Origin of the sequence: Hominifimenecus sp. rT4P-3, from assembly GCF_051055405.1 — a bacterium.
Lineage (GTDB): Bacteria > Bacillota > Clostridia > Lachnospirales > Lachnospiraceae > Pseudolachnospira.
The window spans coordinates 2,603,526-2,628,703 of the sequence record NZ_CP167068.1; the positions used below are offsets into that span (position 1 = coordinate 2,603,526).

Here is a 25,178-nt window from a genome sequence, read left to right on the forward strand (position 1 = left end):
TAGGGGTCAGCCCCCGGAGCAGACGGCAGCGAGTACTCCGATAATCAGCAATGCGATGCCGATATAACATAAAACCGCAAAAACCATCGCGACAATTCCCATCAAAACGCCAAATCCCAGTGAAAATCCCAGCGCGGCAAGCATAGACAGCAGATATTCATACCATCGGTATTTTCCTCTGGTATTCCCGATGGCCCAACGGCGGTTATAGATCAAGACGCCGGCAAATCCGGAGACGCAGCTGCCAATCACACCGATCGCCGCCAGCGTCTTATTATCCGTAAAGGAGGAATATAAGTCCGGAAAAACCCAATATCCCATCAGAACCAGCATCAGAATAGATAGCACAATGGTAATTGCCCCAAAAGCTGACTTTCCAGTCGTATTGCGCGGCGGGAAAGGTGCGGCAGAGGCTGGCTGAACCATTTTTTTCATCGGAATCGGACGCGCCGGCATTCGTCTTTTCTTATCCACAGACGCCGGCTTTGTTACAAAGGCGCTCATTTTACCGCTATACCGCCGGTCTGCCTCACAGTAAGGGCAGCTTGGATTTCCTTTCCAGTAATCATGGGCGGGATTATGGGAACATGGCTGAAGCTCCCCCCGAAACCTTTCTAAAGCGAGTTTCCATTCACTGGCGGTTGGGCGAGCTTTGGGATTCGTATAACCATCCACGAAAGCCCGTCGGAACAGTTCATAAATATAGAGCGGCAGCGCATGGATATCGGGAGCGTAACTGGGAATCGTATAATCAGGAATCGTCTGAAAAAAGGGCGACTCTCCGCTTTCAATCCGCTTATCCACGGACTTGGGCGCGGGTGCAGACCCCACTCCCTTTGGCTGCCGCTGGCAGGTATAGGGATGGCAGCCATTCATCAGCATTCGAAAACAGTGAATGGCCAAAGCAAAATAATCCGTCTCGCAAGTAAAGGTAGGCCCCGGATAGTCCGCATAGGTGGTTCCCTTACAGGCTCGAATCAACTCCGGAGCCACGTATCCCGGCGCGCATACGATGCATCGATACACATTTCCAGCGCGGTAGATATGGTAGGAGTCCGCATCCACAAAATTTACCGTCCAATCCGATTTGATTTTAATGTTATTGGGATTGAAATCGCCAAAGATCTGGCCGGTGCAATGCAGCCTGCTGATCACGTCGCACAGACTGATCAGACAGTCGATGCGATGTTTGATCGAAGCCGCCCCGCCGCGCTTTGGCGGATACACATAAAGATCGTCCAGTTCATTGCTCGCGGCAATCCGGTTCATGCCAAAACCAATAAAATGGTGTGTTTCGTCGAAAAGCGGCGCTAACGGCCACGCGATATCCTGGGCTAAGTTCAAGCTCCGAAAAAAATTTGTTTCGCTGATCTGAACCATCTCTTTGATCTTCTTTTCACGGGCACAGGCGTCGGAGGCATGGTGATAAATTTTTGCTACTTTTTTGGGGTAGCCCTTGATTTCATAAACCGAGCCCTCCCCGCCGGCATTCAATGCCGGTTCTTTTAAAACAATCTTTTTTCCTGAAAGCGTATACACATCCATGAGGTTCCTCCTTTTCCGCCGCTTTACGAAATCCTATGAAAGAAACACCAAGGCTGCCGCCTTGGCAAAACTCAGCATCTTGACCAGCTTTCCCAGGAAACACGCGAAGAAAAAGCGATAGGGATTTAACTTCATTGCTCCTGCGGCCAGCCCGATTACGTCGAAAAGGGGAAGGGGAAGCGCGGAAAAAATACATACCATCCCATAGGGGTATTTCGGAATCAGCCGCTCTATTTTGCGAAAATATTTCTGCTTTGCCAACCGGCTTCCACACGCCCCAGCCCCGAAACCGACCATCTCCCCCAAAGCCGCGCCGGCTGCACCACAGCCGGCAACGAGCACGGGATTTAAAAGAAGCGCATACTGCACCACAATCAGGATACTGGGAGCGGGAAGCAAAACCGAGGCATTGGCCAGGAAACAGGCAAACAGCACCCCAAGATAGCTGACCGGCGTGTGTTCCCTGACAAAATCACTTAGAACATAAGCCAAGATGCCAAACAGGAAACACGCAGCCATCCCCATCACGCTCCACCAGCGCTCCAAAGGAGGATTCGTTTCTAACTTTCCGCGCATCGGAGGATCGGACTTTTTGGGGGTATCCCTTTCTCCCGACTCCGGGGATTCGGGCTGTTTTGAGGCATTCATTTCCTTTGACTCCGGAGGGTAAAGCCTCTTTTTTGCATGTTCGCACAGCTTCTTCCAATCCGGCCCTTTGTAATACTCATCCCCCTGCTTTTTTGCAGGCCGCTCTGGGTTATAAAGCACCACGATCGTTTTATCGTCATCCAACAGACGGCGGGGATACTTTTCCAGGTAAGATGCAGCGGCGGCTTCCAAAGCACGGATCTCTGCTTCCTCGGTCTCATCCCGTTCCATAAATTTCCGGGCGAGCGCAACGTTTATTTTCCGTTCCTGACGGCGCAGCAGAGGGGGACAAATCTGTTCCCATACCCCGTCCGTCATCAGCATCACTGCCGATACCGGCTGTTCCACCTCTCCAAACTCCCACATCTCTGGCCCGGAACAAAGGGGGAAGACATAGCCTTCCGAATCGCGCTGCTGCACCGTCACCGGCTGATACTCTCCGTTTTCTAACAGAACCACCATTCCGCTGTCGCCGGACTGGCCGTAGCGTACCCGCTTTCCATCGTAAATGGCAAGGCACAAGGTTGTATCGTATTCATCCTCTGAATTTCCCGCCTGATCCGCCTCCGCCAAAACCGCTTGGTACGCCTGGGCAAAGGCCGTTTTCATCACACCTTTTGCCTCTTCCAGCGTCATCTCGCAGGAATAGTGCTCTGCACAATAGGTAACGGCAGTTTCCGCTGCAATGCGGGAGCCCACATCCGAATAACGTTCGCTTCCCAGTCCATCGGCACAAGCCGCCACTGCAACGCCATCCTCCCGCTCCAAAATGAAACAGGAATCCTGGCAGGGAATCTTGTGATCGATATGACTGGGTCCTGCCATATTCGCTTTATAGAAACGAATCATCGAAAGCCTCCTTTCCCGCCAGCGCAATCTGGCGCCTTTGCAAACCACAGATTACTTGTTCAGCCACTCGTCCAAATCCGGCACTTTCAGATTGGTGCCTTCTTTTTTCAAGGGATTATCTACATGAATCTTCTGATCCGGCGAACTGGTGGATACTGCCTTGACGCTGACCGCCATCAAGTCGAAGAATTCCGTAAAATCATAGCCATCCTCATGGACCAGTTCAAATACGCGTTTCCCGTCGGTCAGCTTCGCTACGGTCTCTTTGCTGTAGCCCTTTACGGCGAGAACCCAAAGCTGCATCTTTTTATCCGCTACCCGCTTCTTGATCTCCTGAGCAATCGCCGTGACATCGCCTCCATACCCATCCGTGATCAGGATGATATAGGGCATCTTGACCTCAATGCCGTTCTCTTCATAGAGATGACCGCGTTCCCGCACCTTTTTCACCGCCATGTCAAGGGCCGCGGAAAGGTTGGTATTCCCGCCGGCGGAAAACTGCACCGGCTGCATCTTGGTGATGGGACGCCATTCCTGAACGATCGCGGGAGCGTCGTTAAAACTCATCACAGCGATGTCCACCAGCCCGGCCGCCTTGGGGTCTTTGCAGACATCCGCGGCAAAGCGGTTTACGGAAGCATTGACATTCTGGATCGGCATTCCATTCATGGACCAGGAAGTATCGCAGAGAAGAAGCACCGGCATATGAGCGTCGTTGATATTCTCCGGGGGCAGCACATCGTAATCGTTAAAGTTGTTGTTCCACATCGTTTTTACCTCCATGTTTTCTTCTTTATTGGGTGTCTCTGATTTTTTATACGCTCTGATTTTCAGAATCTCCAGGTTTTTCGAATAAAGAATTTCGCTCTGCGAAATTCTCCGCCTGCGGCGGGGTAGCTCTGCTGCCATCTTCCTTGCACGCTCGTGTGTATCCTTAACGGAGCTCTTTTGCCGCCGGAATTTCCCACAAAAAAGAAGAGGAACCCCGCCCCGCGGAATTCCTCTTCCCTTCTTCCTTATTCGATTCCCGAATCCGCATCTTTCGAAGATGCGTCCATTTTCTTCTTAATATCCTGCCAGATATATTTTTGCTCATATGCGACGACCAAATCAAATTCCCGGTCTGAATCCAGCCCTACCAGATATTCTTCCCCATCCTCCACAATCACTTTTTGATACATCATGTCCGCGGGTTTTTCCTCATTCATCAGATGGACGTATGTATTTTCCCCCACCTGGAACTCTTTCACGGCCAGATAGTTCTTTCCGTCGATTTCGATCACGCCGACTTCCATATCGCCTTCATCCTCCATCACGGAAGAGACAAAATCAAACACCTCTCTGGCTTCCGGATTGTCCTGCAGGATTTTCTCCATTCCTTCTTCAAATTTGCTTGCATGCTCCATTGGATTTCCTCCCTTTTTGGATCTGCCTTCCGCTGTCCCCGCTTGGCCTTATCCCGCGATACACTCGCAAAGCAAATCATACTTTGCGTCCACTTCTACGCCGGTCTTGTTGATCATGGTATTGGTTTTCGTCCGGATTACCTCTGAGTAGCCGCTTCTGGTATCCCGAAATTTGTTCAAGGCGATATTAAAGTCCGAGTAGATTTCATTGGCAGCCACCTCATCCATCGGCGCGCCTTGCTTTTGGGCGATTGCAATTTTACAAAGCGCGGAAAGATAGTAGATATATCCCTCGTTCACACTGCTTTGCGTCTGGGTAGCGTCGCTGATTCCCCGCTTGATCGCCTCCGCGGCTTCCGAATACCGCCCGCGTTCAAAAAGAATGTCTGCATAGCGGAGCGCGCACTTGGGCGCCACCTGCACCTGATCGAGAGCCGCTTTCAAAATTTCCAGCTCCTGATCCGGCATATTTAACACCCGATATACATTGGCTTCCGTGCGGTAGGACTCTTCACTATAAGGAAAATGTTTCCGGAAATCGGCAACAATCTGCAGCATCTCCTGTTCTTTGGCATCCATTTCCTTTTCGGAATCGCTCCGGTCGATGATATACTGCAAATAATCCACCAAAAAGGCAAAGCCGCGCCACGTCCAGCGTCTTTTCGGAATCTTCAGCAATCGCTTATAATACTTCTTGCATTCCTCGCCCTTATCGCAGCTGATGCCATACTGCAAATAGTCGGAAAGCAGATCAACGTTTTTGGGAAACAGCTTCAGGCCGCATTCCAACACCTGGCAGGCCAGGCCATACTCATCTTTTCGCGCCAGTTCCACGGCAAAATTGTGGAAATCATCTGCGCTTCCAGATTGTTGTTCCTGCCCGATAAACCGTTCCATTAACTCATACAGATCCTGCCTGGCCTCTTCATCATCCATGCGATAGATGTATCCCAAAAAAGTTTGAGCCATCGCGTTTACTTTGCTTACCGGCAGGTTTACCTTGTATTCTTTTCGATCGTTCTCTTCTTCCGCCGCGATTTCTTCCTCGCCAAGATCGATTGTGATTTCCTGTTCCGCCGCCATCGCTATTCTCCTTTCTCTTCGTTTTCAGATACCATCCGATCCGCAGACTCTGTCTGCGCTGTCTGCCCATCCTCTTTTTCCAGTTCTTCAATTCGCTGATCAATCCGCCGAAGCACACCGTCCACGTCAATTTTGGGGGATGGAACACTTGGACGCGAAACAGCTTTTTGATGAAACGGATTCGTCTCGTCAAAAGGATTAGAGGGCAGATTGGGGACAAGTCTCTTCCGAATCTCCTCACTCAACGCAAATGTCAGCTTCTCCCGCTCCTGCCGGTCCCGTTTTTCGTGCTCCAAAAGAATATATTTCTTATCCCCAAACTGATCGATATCAAGCATATTGACTTTCGCTGGTTTCAGACGCCCGGTCAGCACCAGTGCTTCCCGGCGTTCTTTGCTAAAATGCTGCAGATCATATATGCTGATATTCGGCATATTGTTTCTCTGAACGCCGCACAATTCTGATAGTTCTTTCAGCAAATCTAGCTCCCGGCTTGTAAAGAAAATCCAATTGGTACAGTTGGAAATAATGGTCTCCGACTCATGGGTGTACCGTTGTTTCAGCGCCGCCTTGCTCTGAACGACCAGTAAAAAACGGATGTCCCTGCTCCTGGCCGCTGAAATCATGGCCGGCATATCCGCAATGGTCGGAAGGGCAGAAAACTCGTCGATGATATAGTTCAAACGATTTTCCATCTTGCCATCCGGCCTTTGAGCCGCCCGATAAATAAAATATTCATAAGTCTGTTTGATAAACATGGATACCAACGCGTGATAGCTGGTCTTCTCATCCGGCGTGATCAGGAAAACCGCTGTTTTTTCTCTGGTGATGTCCCCCAGTTCAAAATCATGATTCGCCAGCATATCCAAAAGCGTCGGACGAATGGCAAAAGACCGCAGCTTCCGGTCCAGGATACTGAGGATACTGTTCATGGTCTCTTTTGCCGCATAGACGGTGCCGCTTAAGCTTGCGGCTACCATCTCATCTTCACTGGCGTATTTCCATAAAATAGAGTTTTGCGCTGGCTGACGATTGGAAAATAACGCCCGCCGAAGCACAAAAAGATTGCCGATGTTAATCGCGTGGATGGATGCGTTGTGATCTTTGCAGTAACGGAATAACAATTGAATCAAGCCACTAAAACAGTCGGCGGCAGCCTCATCCCAAAAAGGCTCGCTCTCGGATTTATCCATCGCCGCCAGATTGGTGGCGATATCGTGGATAAAAGCGGCGGCATTGTCATAGTCGCCGTCCAGATAAAACTGATACGGGATAAAAAGCGGATTCCAGGCGTTTCCAACACTGGGATCCCGGAAGTTGATCTCAAGAATGCGATACCCCTGTTTTTTCAAGTCGCCGGCATGGCGGGCAAAAAGCTCGCCCTTCGGATCATTGATAATCATGGACTCGCCGGCATATCCCAGAATTTTTATCGTCGGGGAAACGACCGCCCTTGTCTTAAGGGAACCCGTAGCGCCGTAAACCAGGCTATGAGTATCGCCGGAATCGAGATAGAGACGCCTCGCTTCCGAGTCGTACAGTACAGGCACGCCGCCATAGTACTTTGTTTCTTTTTTATAAGAAAACTTTCTTGTGACAAGATCAAAATACGGATATGTTCTCTTTATTTTATCCAGACTTTCAAAGCCAGGTAAATTCACCATGATTTCCCTCCTATATTGCCGACCGATCGGCAGAAAGACCTCTGCTGTATTCCTCTATTTTTTCATCCAACCGCATATCCGCCTCCCGCGCCTCGGCTTTCGCATAGCGGTAATCATTTCTCAGAGTGTCAATCAGAGACTGACGCACTTCCTTCGCAATTTGGCTGCCGGAGTGTTCCAAAGCCTCCTGCTCCACAACCAACTGCATACACAGGAATGTCACGCATATATGTACATCTCGAATATAGTCCAAAACGTCCAATTTCATATCGGTAAGTTCTGTCCCTGCTTCCGCCGATTCCAGAAGCGACTGATAATAGTTGACCGAACGGCGCAGCCAGATCTGATGCCTGCTCGCTTCCAACTCCCATCCGGAATCCTCCGGCGCTCCCTCTAAGTCCGGAACAAAGTTGGCCGCCGCTTCCTGCGCGTATCGTTCCACAGCTTTTTTCACCGCGCTTCTCGCCCGCTGCACCTCTTGCCCGTCGGCAGCCTCCACCAGACGGTTGAGCGCATGTTCCAGATTGGCCAGCACTCTCTCGTGGCGCGAACCGACGGACGCGGCCTGCGGGGATGCCGCCCTCGAATCCGCCGCCGGCAGATGTCCCGGAGAAATCGTCCCGGATGCTTCGGCAGACATTGGAACCTCCGGCTCTGCTTTCGGTTTCTCCACTTTGGGCGGTCCAATATACTTATAGCCGATGCCCCGCACGGTCCGGATGCAGGAATCATATTTTCCCAATTTTTTTCTCAACTCTCGAATCGCCTGGTCCACCGGGCTGCGGCCGCCCCGGTCCGAGGGATTAAAATCCGCTTCATATCCGTCCACCCAGGCAATAATTTGGGAGCGGGAAATCGGAATCTCTCGGTTGATAACCAGATGGTCAAATATGATCTTTGAGTGGGCTACGATACTGACGCTGTCATCTGTCCCCAGATAAAGAGCGCAGGCATCTGAATCATAGTAATCCCTTTTGTCCTCTGTAAAATACACCCAGAACCCCAAATCTCCCCCTCCTTTCCCAAAATAATACGTTCTTACATAACTCTTACAAATCTCAATGATTTCGCTTGTGCTCCGTGAATCTCATACAAAACCCACATGTTTCCCAAATCGTTTTCTTACCCTGAAATTTTATCCTTTTGTCAGAGGGTAAGAAAGAATTTCGCTTGGCGAAATTCTCCGCCTGCGGCGGGCAGCTTGGCTTCCCTCAAAAACTGGAGAGGAGCATCACTATGACGAATCAGAAACATTGTGAAAGATTAGAAGCCGTACTTTCTTCCATTTCCGAACAAGGAATCCGGACCATCGCTGAATTAAAGCACCCAGGCAACGAAACCCTTTACGCGGAACTTTGGCTTGCCGTTCAAAATTTCATCAACTTTTATGCGCTTTACAGCAAAAGCCACTATAACGCCCAGAAAGAACGCGTGGAAGGCAACGCGGAAAAAATCCGGACCCTTCTGTCCCGCGGCGTCCTTTTGGAAGACATTCGCAGCAATATCCTCGTACATCTTCTCAGCAAATTTGATCTGGTGCTGGCTCAGCCTGTGGAAAAGCAGAAGAATTACTGCTACCGCATCGTCAACAACTGCGTTATCGACGAATTCCGCAAACTGCCTCCGGCCGGCATAGACGTCGTCAGCCTTCACGATAAAGTCAAAGGTGGCAAGGTCTCTTCGGACGATGCCTGCGAATTACAGAACTTTATCGCAGACCCCAATACTCCGGAAGAAGAATATCTGGCCAGGGAGCGTGTAAAAGAAATCTTCGCTGCGAAAAAGGAAGATCTTCTCAATGAGATCACACTTCTGGCGAAAAAGCCGGCGGAAGTACTGGTCCGGCTTTGCAGCAAACATCTAAACATGAAACCAGCGGCGATCTCCGCGCTTCTCATGGAAAACGGCGCGGCAGCCGCTTATGCAAAGGTTTTAAAGGCCGTATCGGAGAAGTATCACGTAGACCTCGATGCCATTCGCGAGCTGGTTTCCAGCAACGCGATTACGCAGGACTCTTTCAAATTGGACACAATAGACGAGGCAAAAGTCAGCGCTCAGATATCCCGCCTTGCTTACCGTGCGGAACATCGGCTTTGTCCATAAAACCCTCTCTTTTCATGAGAATCCTTTGTATTTTTATTTTGCCACAGGTAAATAAAAAAAGCAACTGTTCTGCCCATGCTTACACGGCGATTTCCCCTTGACTTCTAGGGGATGGCGTGATACCTTCTATTCGGTAGGACGATCTTATCGCTGTTCTGGCCGTTTCTACTTTTGGGGATGTCGAAGATGGGAGGAAAGAAAAATGGAATTGGCGATCACCATTCTTTTATTTTCTATAGGTGTGGTACTGGTAGTGAAAGGCGGGGATGTTTTTGTGGATGCCGCTTCGTGGATCGCCGAAATCAGCGGTATTCCCAAACTGATCATCGGCGCTACCATCGTCAGCGTAGCCACCACGATGCCAGAGATGCTGGTATCCGTCATGGCGGCCATGCAGGGAAAAGTGGATATGTCCATCGGAAATGCCGTGGGAAGCGTTACGGCTAACATCGGACTCATCATGGCGCTGGCTCTCATCTATATGCCGGGAATCATACGAAGAGGAGACTACCTGGCCAAATCCGTCCTGATGCTGATTGCTGCTCTTATTGTAGCGGCATGTGGTTTCCAAGGGGCTGTCAGCCCCAAAGCCTCCCTCTTCCTGCTGATCATCTTTGCCGTCTTCCTCTGTGAAAATGTAGCTGGCGTCAAAAAAACTCGGAGCGGCCAGCAAACAGAAAACGAAAAAAGGGAGCAGCCGGAACGAAAAACCATTCTGCTCAATATCGTCAAATTTGTAGGCGGAGCCGCAGCTATCGTAGTGGGAGCGCGTCTCCTGGTTGACAATGGAAGTATATTGGCGCGGCTGGCAGGGGTATCGGAACGCATCATCGGCGTTACCTTAGTCGCCGTCGGCACTTCTCTGCCGGAACTGATCACGACCATTTCCGCTATCGCGAAAAAGCAATCTTCCTTGTCGGTGGGAAATATCTTAGGCGCGAATATCATCGACCTGACTCTTATTCTGCCTTTATCCTCCCTGATTTCGGGACAGGCCCTTCCGATCGCTCCTATCTCCGCCCGCATTGATCTGCCCGCCTGCCTGCTCGTAGGGTTAATCGCCGTGGTTCCGGCTATGATACGTTCCAGATTCAGCCGCCGTCAGGGATTCGTTCTCTTGGCGGTTTACGGGGGATATGTGATTTTGACGTGTATGGCGGTTTAGACTCCCTTTTTCGTGAAGAATACTACTGCTGTGCTTTCTTTGTGACAGGTATCCATACCTCATATTGTGCATTTTTCGGGTCGGGATTTAAATAGACTTCAATATCGGGGGCAGTGCCATATTCATATCCTGATGTTGGAAGCCATTCTGTCACAATGCGTTGCTCTAATTCCTGAATCGACTGGTTTGTACCTTGTCCAGAAAAGATTGCCCACGTAGCTGCCGGTACCATATATTCCTCTAAGCCTTCCTGTGTTTGTGAAGTAGATACGGCAATATAATATCTCCACTGCTCCCTATCATTACAGGTGCTGATGCCAAGCACTCCCATCGGCGGTGTGTCCATCATGCCAATCAATTTCTGTAATGTCCCGTTCTCGGATACCTCCTGCCACTTGGGGGGAATGATTGTAAAATTCTTCTCAATTTCCTTATACAGTGGTACAGATACGCCTACGATACGAAATGCTTCTTTTGTTTCTATTCGATAATTCATTTCTTTCACTCCTTTGACTGTAATTTTAAAGGTAATAGGCGGGAAGGATTTTACAGATATACCCTCACTTTTTACAGCAGACGGGGCAATCCCATGGACCGACTGGAAAGCTCTGTTAAAGGAAGTGGGAGAACGATAACCATACTTAGCCGCAACATCAAGGATTTTCATCTCGTTTCCCTGCAAGTCTACGGCAGCAAGCGACATCCGCCTTCTACGGATATATTCGGCCAAGGGGATGCCCGCCATATAAGCAAACATTCGCTGAAAGTGATAGGAGGAACAACAGGCGATACGCCCAAGCTGCTCATAATCAATTTCATCCGTCAAATGTTCTTCCATATAATTGATTGCGTCATTCAATCTTTCCACCCATTCCATGATATAAAGCCTCCCGATAGATTATAGTATATCGTATTATTTTTATTTTTTCCTCTTAATTCCTGCACGAAAAAGAGAGTCCATTTTCTAACTTAATTCTTCCCAAGAATTTCAAGCTGCCTATATGTTTTTTCTCTTAAAATTTCAATCTCCACATTCTTCATTGCTTACCTCCTACTGATTGTTGGCATTTTGAAATACACGCTTCACTTATATCAAAGTATATCACACGTCATGAAATAAATAAATTTTCAATTAGCTTTTCAGCATACTGATAACAGAACTCGATATAACCAACAAAAACACGGATACGATAAAAATGACAGGCAATCACATAGACTGCCTGTCATTTAAAATAAGCCATATCAAATTGTTATCAATGGTGATAACAGGAGGCAGAGCATATTGTTTTTCTCTGCTGGTTTGTAACTTTAATCATAGCGCAAAAGGCGGGGAAATACAACCACATTCCCCGCCTTTTCCCAAATCGTTCATGTGTGCAGAGCTTTCAAAATACCTTTCCATTGGAACAGGCACAGCCCTACGCTTACGACCCCGGCTATTGGATATGCGACCCACACATAATTCAAATTTCTGCTCAAAGACAGAACATAGGCTGCGGGCAACAAAACAATAATCTGGCGTGTCAGGCAGCATATCAAACTGGCAATCCCACGTCCAACCGCCTGAAAACTGGTTTGGCTGATCTGGCAGAAGCCCTCCAAAATAAAATAGACGCTTATGATACGCAAAGCGTTCACACCGATGGGCAGCATTTCGTCTGAAGCGTCAAATAGCCCGATCAGCTGACGGGGTATCAACTGGAATAATGCTGTTCCAGCCAACATAATAGCAACCATGTAGAGCATTGCATAGCGCAATGTGCTGATGACCCGATCTTTGTGTTTGGCTCCAATATTGTAAGACAGGATGGGTAACAGCCCACTTGTCAATCCCCAAATGGGCATGAAGATAAAGTTTTGCAAGCGGTAGTAAACACCCAGCACCGCTGCGGCAGTCGTGGAAAAAGTCAACAGAACCCCATTCATCATAAAGTTCGACACAGAACCGATAGACTGCATGAGAATTGCCGGCAGACCGATTTTGTATATCTCGGACAGAATCGATTTGTCAAGATAGAAACGGGAAAAAGAGAACCGCAAATCCTTGTTAAAAAGCTGATGAAAGGTAAAGCCGCAGACCATAGCGGCAAACTGCCCAATCACTGTAGCGATAGCGGCCCCCCTTGCACCCAAGGCGGGAAAATCCATAAAGCCGAATATGAGCAGCGGGTCAAGAAGGAGATTGACTGCCGCTCCAATGAGTTGTGACGCCATGGAAAAGATAGAACGTCCGCTGGCCTCTAACAACTTCTCGAAAAGCTGTTGTCCAAACATGGAGACAGAAAACACAAGGCAGACCGACATATAATCGACTCCGTAACGTATGATTTCCTCATCCGCTGTTTGCAGCATAAAGTAATTCTGTGTAAAGAACAGACCTACAAAAAGAAACGGCAAATATGAAAAGACAGCCAGCAAGGCGCTGTGCTGGACAATCGACCGGGCAGCTTCCATGTTTCTCTGTCCAAGCGTTCGGCCCAAGTAGGCGTTCACACCAATATAGGTGCCGATGCTGATGGCAATCATCATTGTCTGCATCGGATAAGTGAGAGAAACGGCGCTTAATGCGTTTTCGCTGAAATGCGCGATAAAAATGGAATCTACAATGTTGTAGAGCGCCTGCATCAGCATAGAAAACATGATGGGCAGGGATAAACTCAACAAGAGTTTTCCGGTGGGAGTGGTGTCCATTTTGTTCGTTCTGGGTGTTTGCATAACTTTCCTTCCTTTCAAAAAGCGCAAAAAAAGAGTGGGTACTGCCTCCACTCACCCAGATACGCAGGACAGACGTCCCTTGTAACAATAATCGAATATTCAATTATAAATACCAGCTCTTGGACAGCAGAAAAATTTACTGTCTGTTACACATTATACGCATCTCTGAAAAAATGTCAATCCCCATGAAAAATGAGTATTACATATGCCCCAATTTGCCACTCTGATAAACAGCAAAAATACCTGCTGACAAATACCAATCAGGAGGGCCTCCTTTAAAGTACCCTCCTGATGTTTGTTACCTTGCCCCCGGCTAAACTTCCGCTTTGCTTTCCTCTGCTCCCGCTCTTGCGCCTCTCGGCGCTTTGCGTCCTCCACAGCCCTCTCTACTTCCTATGAGGCGAAAAAATGTCCTGCTGAACTTACTGCTCAGCAGGACAAATCCATATTGTTTTGACGGTTATTCCCACTCAATCGTCGCGCAAGGCTTCGGCGACAGGTCATAGCAGACCCGGTTCACGTTTTTCACCTCATCCAAAATCCTCTTTGTGATCGTCTGCAAAACCGGCCACGGCACTTCCTCAATGCTGGCCGTCATCGCGTCGATGGTATTGACGGCGCGAAGAATCACCGGATATTCAAAACATCTGGCATTTTCTTTTACTCCTACCGATTTAAAATCCGGTACGATCGTAAAGTACTGCCAAACCTTTTTGTCCAACCCTGCCTTTGCAAATTCCTCACGGAGAATCGCATCGGACTCCCGAACCGCTTCCAAACGTTCTCTCGTGATCGCTCCCAGGCAGCGTACTCCAAGGCCCGGACCAGGGAACGGCTGGCGATATACCATCTCGTAAGGCAGTCCCAATTCTACGCCGCAAGCTCTGACCTCATCCTTAAATAGCTGACGCAAGGGCTCCACCAACTTGAAGTTCAAATCTTCCGGCAAACCGCCCACGTTATGGTGAGATTTTACGATTTTTGCCGTCTTGGTTCCGCTCTCCACAATATCTGGATAAATTGTACCCTGAGCCAGGAAATCAATTCCATCCAGCTTTCTGGCTTCTTCCTCGAATACACGGATAAACTCCGCGCCAATAATTTTCCGCTTCTGCTCCGGATCCGCCACGCCAGCCAATTTTCCTAAAAACCGCTCCGTAGCGTCTACATAAACCAGATTGGCGTTCAACTGCTTTTGGAACACATTGACCACGCTCTCCGACTCGCCTTTTCTCATCAAACCATGGTTGACATGGACGCAGGTCAGCTGCTTTCCGATTGCTTTGATCAAAAGGGCGGCCACCACCGAACTGTCTACGCCGCCGGATAAGGCAAGCAGCACTTTTTTGTCTCCCACCTGCTGACGCACCAATTCCACCTGATCAGCGACAAAATTCTTCATGTTCCAGTTGGCCTCTGCATGGCAGGTCTCAAACACAAACGGCTTTAACGCTTCCTGAAGCGCTTCCTCGGACTCCGGCCATGCTGAAATCTGCTGTTCACAGGTTGCCGGTTCATGAGCCGCCGCCAGTACCGGAATTCCCATCTCATAAATCTCCGGAAGCACGTCAATCCGCACTCCATCTACCATATGATTTGGTCCGCCATTGATGATAATTCCTTTGACATTTGGCAATTCGGCCAATTCCTTCGCGGTAATATCGTGAGGGTAAATCTCACTATAAACGCCCAACGCTCGAACTGTCCGTGCCAGAACGGTATTTTCTGTACTTCCCAAATCTAAGATTACAATCATATCCTGTTTCATTCGTTCCTCCTGTGTATCGGTTTTCTCAAATCCTCACGCTCTTTTCATAGTATCGGTTTTCCCGTTCCCTGTCAATGATCTGCGGAAAAACTTTTCCTTAGTTTTTCCAACAAAGCCTCACAACCCTCCCGAACATCTCTATAGGTCGCATCAAAGTTTCCCGTATACCAGGGATCCGCGATGTCTCTTGGATTTTTTGTGAAGTCCAATAACCGGCAGATTTTCTCATTCGGATCATTTTTTAGGAGCCGAAGCATATTTCGGATATTCTGGGAATCCATGCCGATTAGATAATCGTATTCCTGGTAGTCCTGCCACGTTACCTGGCGAGCCCGATGGTCTTTGACCGGCACCCTCTCAGCCGCCAATTTGCGAAGCGTGCCAGTATGTACGGGATTCCCGATCTCCTCCCGACTGGTGGCCGCGGAATCAATCTGGAAATGTTGTTCCAGATGGGCTTTGTTTACCATGTCCTGAAAGACAAACTCGGCCATGGGGGAACGGCAAATGTTGCCGTGACATACGAAAAGTATCTTAATCATAAATGAAAATTCTCCTAAAATGCCGTATTCCGCCCCGATTTGCCGCAGTTTGCCGATGATAAATTTTGCCCGAAGTTCGTTAATTTTGTCACAGAGCAAGCAAAATGCGGCAAGTTGAGGACATAAATCGTAGTAAGAACAGGGATGTTTTACTACTGCGTCATCCGTTACCGATATCAAACTTAGCATTAATCTTTATCCCCTCAAATCGATGATTTCCCAATCATCAGCGAATATCCCCTTGCTTTTTTCATAAGTTTTTGCTTGCATCGCCACGCATAACAGTTTCTTAGGCCTGCTCATGCCAACATAGGCAAGTTTGCGACTATAATCAAACAGATTTGAGCTCCCAATTTTACCTACACCATAATACGGAAGAATTCTATTTAGGTCTGATGACCCTTGCCTATCAGTTTCAAGGTAAAGTGTCGCATCATGCGTTTCACCCTTGACTCCGTGAATTGTATCAAATTCTATCCTACGTCCTCTGATTGGATCGATGAATATATTTTTCTCGGATTTTTCCGTCTGACTTACATCAGCAACCTTATCAAGAAAATATTCTGGCAGACAGTCAAAAATATCGTCTGCTTGGGGATTCATAATTTTCAAAAGTTCATTTATCTTTTGCCGCATTAGACAGTCAATAGTTTCCCTCTCAATATTCTGCAATCTTGACATTTCGTAAATCCACTGACGATATATATCCTGATATTCGTCATCAAGCGACCTTTTTATTGTAGCCACAGAATACTCCTTGCCTGATATCGGATGTCTAATTTTAGCATAATGAAATATACGGCATAGGAGTTTGCGAACAATGCGTTCTGCTTTATACAACTTACCATCTAATAAACTGGCGATGATATCATCTACTAATGCCCAGTAATTATATTCACTCTGTTTCTTTGCGGAGCCGTCAAATTCTGACCAATAGCTTCCTATCTTTAGTCCAGACAAGTCCTCTTTTTTAGCAGCACCGATAGCTTTATACACCCCTTTATTATCATAGAGTCCGTGAGTCTCCAGTACATTGATAAATTTCCCAATTACTTTATCGATATTCTCAGAATCAAAAATTAGTAATATTGGTTTAACACCCGTCTTGCCCACATATGTTGTGATGTTTTTTGGATCTTTCTGTAGTTTAAAAATCACATCAGCAATTTCCTGACTGTATCTGCAAGATGTCATAATAGGCAGGAATCCGTCCTGCGGCACCCAATCTGGTGTTTCATTTTCTGAAGAGTTATAGATAGCTTGGTCTGCATCTCCAATTTTGATTACAGTGCATTTTGTTGAGTTAAATATTGCGTCTATTGCTCGACGCTGAATCTCATCGCAGTCCTGATACTCATCGATGAATACATACTGGAATCGTGACGAAAAGAGATCCGTATATGCTTTGGGCAAGTCATTTATAGCAGTTTTAGCATAAACATAGGTATCCCGATACCGCATTATACCCTCAATTTTTAGGAGATCATCAAGCAGTGCTTTATACTGCTCAGCTGATTTCGTATTTGCACCAGCCAACACCCTTTTCTGTTTTCCTACGCAAAGGGCACCATCATCCCGTACATACAGTGCCTGTGTATGGTCAAGTCGCTCAGTAAATTGACCACTCGCTTCAAAACTATTCTTTGTCACATAATTAAGCGCACTGTACTTTGCACTAAGCCACATCCTATTTTGCATATGCTGTGCATAAATAAGATCGTCAACCGCTTGTACATTCCGGCCAACAATATTTCGCAAATATGGCATCGTCACGAACTTATCAACAAATGATTGGATTGTTCCGATGTAATTTGGATAGCTAAGAAGTTTATCAGCATAGCCTGAAAGCCGCTTTCTAATTTCATCCACAGCAACATTTGTGTGTGAAAGGACGCAAATTCCTGCACCATTTTCAAGTGGCATCCTATCTGCCAGCAGCTTCAACTTTGCGAGAAGGACAGTTGTTTTCCCACTCCCCGGACAAGCCGCCACGTCAGCGGAATGCCAACAACGTATAACATTTCTTGCATCCTCTGGAAAGTGTGCTCTGTCTGGTAAAAGAAGCTTTTCAGTTGTTTCAATATCCTGGTCGGAAATTTCCCACTCCACCATGAGCCTCCTTATCTACACAGCTTCTCCTGCTGCATACTTGATAGCATTCACTATGTAGCTTAGAAATTCATCTCTCTCAATCTTGCATTTCAGATCTGATTTCTTTTGCTCATCCGTTTTCAGACTATACAAATCAAGATCAAACATTTTCTCTTGTGTAAGTTCGCTCGGTATTACTGATATTTTCCATCGCAAGATTGAAGCCAAGCATTGAGCAACGATAGCTTTTAGGCTACTCTTTCCGTCTTTATTGAACATTAAATTGTAAATCTTGTACGCAGTTTCCCCCTGTGACAAACCATGCCACTGCCTTGCTTCTTCTTCAGCAGCTTGATTTGCTTCGGTAATTTTTTCGTCAGTTAGTGAGATATATTCTCTTGCATTCAAAATTTTCATTCCGTAATGAACTGCTTTATGGAAATCTTCTGAAAGACTGCTCATGGCAATGCAATACTCCAACGTCCACCTCGGTGAAGTGAATCCATGAACTGAACCGTTGGTGTATTTCTCATTTTTTTCTTTTTCGGCCTGCGCCGATTCAGCCGTTTTCTCATTAAACTTCCGTTCCTTTGTCACTGGGTCAACATCATATGGTTTCACATCACAATCTGTAATCACAGAAACCGGAATTCCAATGGTGTGTCCATCTTTCCTTACCATAATCCCACTGTACCGAAGAAAAGCTGTACTACCTACGTTTACAATGGATACTCCGTATTTCTCCAACGGATAACCAAGAATATCAGCAATTACTGGAATCAGGATGTTCTCTGCATCACCTTCTACCATTATAATGCCCTTAGCGAAAAATAAATTGGCTTTTGTTGAATCAAGAAAGCGCTGAAGAAACAGATAATCTCCTTTTTGAAGTCCAGTCATTCCCTCAGCCAAATCATATCCGACACCATCTTTCATTAGGATCAGATTCTTAAGGTTAATTTTTGAGGCAAGGATTGGACTGTGCGTAGATATAATAATCTGAATATCATTTTCGTTATATTCATTTTGAAGATAGCTGATCAATCGAAGCTGAGCCTGCGGATGCAGATGAGCTTCCAATTCCTCAATCAGAGCCAGTTTCATGCCTCCATCGGTATCATCCTTAAGGAGTAATAGTTCTGCTGCAATGAATAGCAGATTCAATTCTCCCAACCCTGGATTAATCTCCGGAGCATTCAACGATAAGGATTCAAGTATCGCCTTGAGTTGAATATCAGATGTCTTCAGCTCTGCGTTACTGGCTTGTCCTTTGTCATTGAACGATTCCAAATTTTTACGGATTGCTTGGAGGATGCGCTTTCCCTCTGCATCACCCGTGAAATAATCCTCTATCCTTGTATTTGCGTCATGAAAAATATCCAGAACGATGTGTTCCTTTTTATCTTTGAAAACAGGATGGTTGAGAAGTATTTGCGAAATTCTGGAACCGCGCCCGGAACTCATCTCGCGTTCAGCGTCTCGGAGTGGTTTCAAATAGACAGCTTTCAACAAATCTCTTGCCTTTCCGTCAATCGAAATGCCGTCGTCTACATCGCCCACACGTAGTTCCTGAAAGATTTTGTGCCCCTCTTTCCAAGCACGATAATGAAGTTCGAGTGTGTATTCAACTTTCTCACCGTTCTTTTTGAACTTCAGATATTCGATAAAGTTCTTCGCTTCATTCTGAGCAAAATCTGTAATTGTGCAATCGATCTTAAACTCAGAGCAAGTATCACCATTGGTAGGCCTATAGAAATCCTCGTCTACCGGTCTGATATACTCATTGCTTTGCGTTAGCAAAACCAGCTTAAGCGCATCAATTACTGCCGTTTTCCCGGAATCATTCTCTCCAATCAGGGCATTTAGCCCTTTATGAAAAGTGATTTGCAAGCCAGGAGAGCCATCCACAGATTTGAATCGGCGGAAGTTGTAAATTTTCAATTCAGATATCATCATAGTTTTATTTTCACTCTCACTTCCAACTATAAATTAATGATGGGGCGAAGGTTCAAACTCAAGAAATAACTTCTTTTTATCATAAATATGCCCAATCCACATTTTATTCTAATTTACCGACTATATTTTGTTCTTTCCCACCAATCAGGTATCTAAACTATCATCTTTCAGCAGGAAATCATAGACACTCATAACCAGCACCCCATCTTCATTGTAATACGGTGCAGGGGCATCTTTCGTGATTATAATCTTCTTAAAGAAATCGCCAGTCAGCATCAGGGAACGCTGCTCCTGTTCCATCTTTGCCCGATCTGGAATCGCATAGGCTGACTGAATATAATAGCGCTTAGAGCCTTTATTGCAGACAAAATCAATTTCCAACTGCTTGCGGATTCCGTGACCTTTTTCATTGGTTTTATTCAGAGTGATAACTCCCACATCCACATTGAACCCCCGTATCTTCAACTCATTGAAGATAATATTCTCCATAGTATGAGTCTCTTCCAGTTGACGGAAATTGAGACGAGCATTGCGTAGTCCCAAATCAGTAAAGTAATATTTGACCGGTGTGTCGATATACTTCTTGCCCTTAATATCATATCGGACAGCATTGTCAATCAGGAAGGAATCACAAAGATAATCAATATACCTTTTAATGGTGGTGTTGCTGATGGTTTTCTGCTTGACACTTTTGAAGGTAGCCGACAACTTTGTAGGGTTTGTAAGTGAACCGATGGCAGATGAGAGGATATTCAAAAGCTCCTCCAATTCTGCCTGATTACGCACATTATGTCTTCCTACAATATCCGAAATATAAGTTTCCTCGAATAACGCCTTTAAGAAACTAATCTTTTCCTCTGGACTTGAAATATTCATGATAGGAGGCAATCCACCATAAAGCATATATTCGTTCCAGCCGTCCTGTTTCGTCCCAGAATAAACAGACATAAATTCAGCAAAACTGAGGGGATGCATATGAACTTCATCTCCCCGGCCTCGAAATTCGGTAATCACATCTTTAGACAAAAACCGGGCATTGCTTCCTGTAACATATACATCTACATTTTTCATACGAATCAGACTGTTTAATACGGATTCAAACTCGCCTAAAAGCTGCACCTCGTCCAACAGCACATAATATATTCCATCACCTTTAATCTGCTCCTTGAGATAGGGATACAAAACATCCGGATCACGAAAACGCTTATTCTCAAAGGAATCGAATGCAATTTCTATGATGTGTTGTTCATCTGTTCCTTCTTCCAGCAAATGATCCTTGAATAGATTGAACAACAAGTAGGACTTTCCGCAGCGTCGGATGCCCGTCACCACCTTGATAAATCCATTGTGCATTTTACTGATGAGCTTATTTAAATAGATATCTCTCTTGATTTCCATATCATCATCCTACTTTCTACTGAAAGTTTTTGCGAGTTATCGCAAAATTATCCAGTAGCATTATACCTCCACCAAACCGATTTTACAACTCCTAATGAAAATTTTTGCGAGTTATCGCAACTATACTCACTGAAAAATCCACCAGAGACATTCCAATACAAAACTGCATACTTCAAAACCTTAAGCCAATGCCGATGCCTATTTATAGACTTATTCCGCTGCAACTATCCATGAAAAGTCTAAAAATGTCTGCGTAGCAAATGAACATTATTTATTACATTCATGAGTACTATCCTTGAAATGCCGCGGTTTGCCATAATTTGCCCCACCAGCATAATGTCACATCATATGCTGTAATCGAATCGTAGTCAAAACGGTGTAAACGCTGTTTCTTCTGCCTCGTTTTGCCGCAATTTGCTCCGCTTTACCCGCCCAATACTACCCGACTGTCAGACTGCCGTGGCAGATAAAAAGCACTTTTATCATAATCTATATATCCCTCCTTAAGTCTGAAAAACATTGATATGACTGGGGTTTTCGGCCTTTCGTTTTTTCTTCAATTTTTCATAAAAATCAACATGTTTCAAATTAATATTTCCCATTTGCCATATCTCTTTCCGTCTACTCTGCGAATGTATTCCTTTTTCTGTAAAGATTCCATAATTCGTTTTACAGTGCTAAGAGATTTTCCAGTCTCTTCCACAAGCTCTTTTTGCTTGATTGACGGTTTTTTATAAATCAATTCCAAGACCGCCAACTCCTCTAAAGTGCATTCCAAAGTGTCAAATTGAGACTTTGGAACTTTAGGATTGACACTTTGGGAATCATCATCCACATAGTCTACGTGCATATATCTGTTTTTCAGTTCATATTCCGTTCCTAAAATTAAATTACTGAAGAATAATTCCAAGAACTTGGTTGTTGCATGAACACCGTTCTGCAAATCATTATAATTCGCTCTTACCAAAGCATTGCGGAAGTACCAGGAGTTCTTCTCAAAAGCATCGTTGTTTACTTTGAACCCGAATGTTTTCATGTATTTAATCATAAAAACAGCCGTAGCTCTTGTGTTACCCTCACAGAAGGGATGTATTTGCCAAATATCCGAAGCAAACTTTGCAAAATGCTTCACAGACGCATCCACAGACAAGCCCTCATAAGAAAACTCCTTCTCCGTTGCAAAATCGTAATCAAGTGTGTCCTTGATGCTCTTCCATGCTGCATAGGTGACAGTATCGCCTTTTAAGACCCATTCCTTTTTCGTAATATTATACTGGCGAATCTGACCGGCATGGGTGAACACACCTTCAAATAATCTGCGGTGAATCGTTAGCCATTCCGCCGGTGAAAACTGGAATGCTTTCTCACCTAACAGCTTCGCAATTCTTGTGGATACAATATCCGCTTCCTTAGTATCGTTCTCAATTTCCGTGCGATCAGTACGCTGTTCATAATAGCTCTGAATGCGTTTCTGCGCTTCATCAATGCTGATTTTTCCTTCAATATGTTCTTTGGCAGTATCCAACAGATAGGCAGAGGTTTTCAAACCATCTACCGCCTGCAAACCGATTGCAGTCTGCCATGCTTCACTTTTTTCAATTTGACCGGGTTCACCTTGTTTGATGTATTCTTCAAGTTCAAATTGCCAGTTTTTTTCTGCTGACATAGCTGCACCTCGTTTCCAGCTTAATATACAATTCTAAAATAATCCAAATATGCTTTATACTTATCCTGTGCCGTCAGACAGGTATCTGTCAGATAGCCCTTCTCATTATTCCATTCTTTCAAACCACGATAATAGAACAGCTTCAAATTGTCCTCGATAATAAATGGTACAATATTATATTTCAGGCATTCCTTGAACATAATCAATCTGCCCACACGACCGTTGCCATCCTGGAACGGGTGAATCCGTTCAAATTTTACATGAAAGTCCAGAATATCTTCAAAGGTTTTTTCTTCTTTGGAGTTGTATTCCATCAACAATGCTTTCATCCTATCGGCAACTTCTTCCGGAAGGGCAGTATCCATTCCACCGACTTCATTCGGCAGTTTCTTATAATCACCAACAACAAACCAGTCTTTTCTGGAATCACTGGTGCCGTTCTTCAGGATTAGATGAAGTTCCTTCATGAACTTTTCGGTCAATGCTGCCTTTGCGTTCTCGATGATCCTATCGATACAGCAGAAATGATTTGCCGTTTCGATTACGTCATCCACATTGAGAACTTCATTTTCTACGCCGATGGTGTTGGTTTCAAAAATATATCTGGTCTGATCGTGGGTTAATCGGCTACCCTCAATATGGTTGGAATTGTAGGTCAAATCAATCTGTGTCTTATGGTAAATTCCGCCGGAGTATTTACTTGCTTTCTGTTCTTTCAAAATGTCCAGCAGGGTAATGGGTTCTTCTTTTCTCTTGTTGGTACGCTCTGGTTTCTCTGCATTTTTAGGAATGTTCCAAGTCTTGCCTGTAAGGAACGCACCAATCACACGCCCTTGGGCGCAGTAATTTCTCACGCTGCGTTCTGACACACCCCACTTTTTTGCTATTTCAGCAACTGAAAGGTATCGCATCTGCTCTCCTCCGTCATAATCGAATCAAAAAACCACACCCATTTGCTGTATATAGTATATCACATTATCGGCAAAAATATCAACTACCCTTATATTTTTATCATCTTTTTGCCGTCAAAGGAAATTACTTTTCAGTTTTTGAATGTAATCGAGTAGGAGGAAAATTTAAATAAATTTCCCGACCTCTCACACCACCGTGCGTACCGTTCGGTACACGGCGGTTCAACCAACTTAACAAGCGACACTCTTTTCGGTGTAGTAATCTAACATTGAGACTAATCCAAATCGGGTTAGTCTCTCTTTTGTAACAGCCATATTCATTGCACCTCTTTGGCACACGTGTGCTATATGAGCTCCGTAATAAGCTGTTGACCATGCAAATTTCTTGCTAATCCCAAGTTTCATCAAATTCTTTGCTCTGTTCTGTGGGGTTTTCCATTGTTTCCATATACACATTCGTAAGCGGAAACGTATTCGGGAATCTAGTTCCTTACAAAGTGTTCTCATACTTCCTATCTTGAAGTAGTTAATCCACCCTCTAATAAGCTGATTGAGTTTCTTTACCTTGTATCTGTTTCTAACGCCCCAACTACGGCAAGTGAGTTCTCTCATTCTCTTCTTGAACTTAGCTACCGACTTTGCATGTGGTTTCGCCTTAAACTGATGTGCTCTTGTGTCAAAGTAGAATCCAAATCCAAGGTATTTCACTCCGCTTGGTCTGTCTACTTTGCTCTTGGTCATGTTCACCTTAAGCCCTAGTTTCTCTTCAATGAATCGTGAAATATTTCTCATGACTCTGTTTGCAGACATTTCACTTCCGACCATAATGATGCAGTCGTCCGCATAGCGTACAAAGTTAAGCCCTCGCTTTTCCATTTCCTTATCAAGTTCATTGAGCATGATGTTTGCCAACAATGGCGAAAGGTTTCCTCCTTGCGGTGTTCCCACAACAGAATCCTTGTATTCCTCATCAATCATGATTCCGCTGACAAGGTATTTCCTGACGATTGAGATAACATCTCTATCTTTAATAGTCCTACCTATGATAGTCATCAGCTTGTCATGATTCACTGTGTCGAAGAACTTTTCCAAGTCTATGTCAACAATCCAATCATTGCCGTCATTCATCATATCTAATGCCGTTAGGATTGCCTGCTGTGCACATCTATTCGGTCTGAATCCATAACTATGGTCATGGAACTGCTCTTCATAGATTGGTGTTAACACCTGTGCAATGGCCTGTTGTACAAATCTGTCTGTTACTGTTGGTACTCCTAAGTTTCTGACACCTCCATCAGGCTTTGGTATCTCCACTCTTCGTACTGGTTGAGGTTTATACTTTCTTGTCCTCAACTGTTCCTTGATGGTTTCTCCGTTCTTTTCAAGATGCTCTTTGAGTTCCGTGTACTTCATTCCGTCCACTCCCTCTGCACCTTTATTTCGTACGACTTGCAGATATGCTCTGTTGAGATTGTCGCTAGATACAATCTGCTCCATTAGACTACTTGTATCCATGCGTTCTTTCCTTTCCGTCTCGCTTGATTTGACCATCTTTTACCCGATTGGTTACGGCAGGTGTTGCCATCTCTGCAATACGAGACATACTCAAACTTATTGATTGTTCGCCCCTTTGCTCCATCCCCATTACAGAGACTTCTTCACTACTAT

General features: G+C 45.6%; 19 protein-coding genes. 2 read left to right on the top strand and 17 right to left on the bottom strand.

Annotated elements, in window-relative coordinates; translation table 11 throughout:
- Positions 1 to 6 precede the first annotated feature (6 nt).
- From ACCC71_RS11995 to ACCC71_RS12025, 7 genes are all read right to left on the bottom strand, one after another.
- Entirely contained in the window at positions 7 to 1,545 is a 1,539-nt protein-coding gene (locus ACCC71_RS11995) for a hypothetical protein (RefSeq protein WP_434309860.1), read from the bottom strand.
- A gap of 33 nt (positions 1,546 to 1,578) precedes the next feature.
- Positions 1,579 to 3,042, bottom strand: coding sequence for a protein phosphatase 2C domain-containing protein (locus ACCC71_RS12000; protein WP_434309861.1), 1,464 nt, complete (start codon positions 3,040 to 3,042; stop codon positions 1,579 to 1,581).
- A gap of 51 nt (positions 3,043 to 3,093) precedes the next feature.
- On the bottom strand, positions 3,094 to 3,810 hold the full coding sequence (locus ACCC71_RS12005; RefSeq protein ID WP_434309862.1) for a vWA domain-containing protein: 717 nt from the start codon (positions 3,808 to 3,810) through the stop codon (positions 3,094 to 3,096).
- 248 nt (positions 3,811 to 4,058) lie between these two features.
- Positions 4,059 to 4,448 carry a hypothetical protein gene (locus ACCC71_RS12010; RefSeq protein ID WP_434309863.1) on the bottom strand — a complete coding sequence of 130 codons (390 nt, stop codon included), beginning with the start codon at positions 4,446 to 4,448 and terminating at the stop codon, positions 4,059 to 4,061.
- A gap of 48 nt (positions 4,449 to 4,496) precedes the next feature.
- Positions 4,497 to 5,531, bottom strand: a complete 1,035-nt coding sequence (locus ACCC71_RS12015; protein WP_434309864.1) for a hypothetical protein — start codon at positions 5,529 to 5,531, stop codon at positions 4,497 to 4,499.
- A 2-nt stretch (positions 5,532 to 5,533) separates the two neighbouring features.
- Positions 5,534 to 7,195 carry a type IV secretory system conjugative DNA transfer family protein gene (locus tag ACCC71_RS12020; RefSeq protein ID WP_434309865.1) on the bottom strand — a complete coding sequence of 554 codons (1,662 nt, stop codon included), beginning with the start codon at positions 7,193 to 7,195 and terminating at the stop codon, positions 5,534 to 5,536.
- Between the two features lie 10 nt (positions 7,196 to 7,205).
- A complete protein-coding gene (locus ACCC71_RS12025; RefSeq protein ID WP_434309866.1) occupies positions 7,206 to 8,201 on the bottom strand; it encodes a helix-turn-helix domain-containing protein in 996 nt (331 codons plus the stop codon).
- Between the two features lie 230 nt (positions 8,202 to 8,431).
- Between ACCC71_RS12025 and ACCC71_RS12030 the strand changes: the two genes are divergently transcribed.
- Positions 8,432 to 9,298 carry a hypothetical protein gene (locus ACCC71_RS12030; RefSeq protein WP_434309867.1) on the top strand — a complete coding sequence of 289 codons (867 nt, stop codon included), beginning with the start codon at positions 8,432 to 8,434 and terminating at the stop codon, positions 9,296 to 9,298.
- A 202-nt stretch (positions 9,299 to 9,500) separates the two neighbouring features.
- Positions 9,501 to 10,463, top strand: coding sequence for a calcium/sodium antiporter (locus tag ACCC71_RS12035; protein WP_434309868.1), 963 nt, complete (start codon positions 9,501 to 9,503; stop codon positions 10,461 to 10,463).
- A 22-nt stretch (positions 10,464 to 10,485) separates the two neighbouring features.
- Here ACCC71_RS12035 and ACCC71_RS12040 read toward each other — a convergent pair whose 3' ends face one another.
- From ACCC71_RS12040 to ltrA, 10 genes are all read right to left on the bottom strand, one after another.
- On the bottom strand, positions 10,486 to 11,340 hold the full coding sequence (locus ACCC71_RS12040; protein WP_434309869.1) for an AraC family transcriptional regulator: 855 nt from the start codon (positions 11,338 to 11,340) through the stop codon (positions 10,486 to 10,488).
- A 491-nt stretch (positions 11,341 to 11,831) separates the two neighbouring features.
- Complete coding sequence (locus ACCC71_RS12045) at positions 11,832 to 13,178, bottom strand: MATE family efflux transporter (RefSeq protein ID WP_434309870.1); 1,347 nt, start codon at positions 13,176 to 13,178, stop codon at positions 11,832 to 11,834.
- Between the two features lie 460 nt (positions 13,179 to 13,638).
- Complete coding sequence (gene guaA, locus ACCC71_RS12050) at positions 13,639 to 14,946, bottom strand: glutamine-hydrolyzing GMP synthase (protein ID WP_434309871.1); 1,308 nt, start codon at positions 14,944 to 14,946, stop codon at positions 13,639 to 13,641.
- 71 nt (positions 14,947 to 15,017) lie between these two features.
- Positions 15,018 to 15,488, bottom strand: a complete 471-nt coding sequence (locus ACCC71_RS12055) for a low molecular weight protein-tyrosine-phosphatase (protein ID WP_434311856.1) — start codon at positions 15,486 to 15,488, stop codon at positions 15,018 to 15,020.
- Positions 15,489 to 15,683: 195 nt separating this feature from the next.
- Positions 15,684 to 17,600 carry a UvrD-helicase domain-containing protein gene (locus ACCC71_RS12060; protein WP_434309872.1) on the bottom strand — a complete coding sequence of 639 codons (1,917 nt, stop codon included), beginning with the start codon at positions 17,598 to 17,600 and terminating at the stop codon, positions 15,684 to 15,686.
- 12 nt (positions 17,601 to 17,612) lie between these two features.
- Positions 17,613 to 19,535, bottom strand: coding sequence for an ATP-dependent nuclease (locus ACCC71_RS12065; RefSeq protein ID WP_434309873.1), 1,923 nt, complete (start codon positions 19,533 to 19,535; stop codon positions 17,613 to 17,615).
- 144 nt (positions 19,536 to 19,679) lie between these two features.
- On the bottom strand, positions 19,680 to 20,933 hold the full coding sequence (locus ACCC71_RS12070; RefSeq protein WP_434309874.1) for an ATP-binding protein: 1,254 nt from the start codon (positions 20,931 to 20,933) through the stop codon (positions 19,680 to 19,682).
- 583 nt (positions 20,934 to 21,516) lie between these two features.
- A complete protein-coding gene (locus tag ACCC71_RS12075) occupies positions 21,517 to 22,599 on the bottom strand; it encodes a Fic family protein (RefSeq protein ID WP_434309875.1) in 1,083 nt (360 codons plus the stop codon).
- Between the two features lie 20 nt (positions 22,600 to 22,619).
- Positions 22,620 to 23,510 carry a Fic family protein gene (locus ACCC71_RS12080; RefSeq protein WP_434309876.1) on the bottom strand — a complete coding sequence of 297 codons (891 nt, stop codon included), beginning with the start codon at positions 23,508 to 23,510 and terminating at the stop codon, positions 22,620 to 22,622.
- Between the two features lie 231 nt (positions 23,511 to 23,741).
- On the bottom strand, positions 23,742 to 25,025 hold the full coding sequence (gene ltrA, locus ACCC71_RS12085) for a group II intron reverse transcriptase/maturase (RefSeq protein WP_434309877.1): 1,284 nt from the start codon (positions 25,023 to 25,025) through the stop codon (positions 23,742 to 23,744).
- Positions 25,026 to 25,178 lie beyond the last annotated feature (153 nt).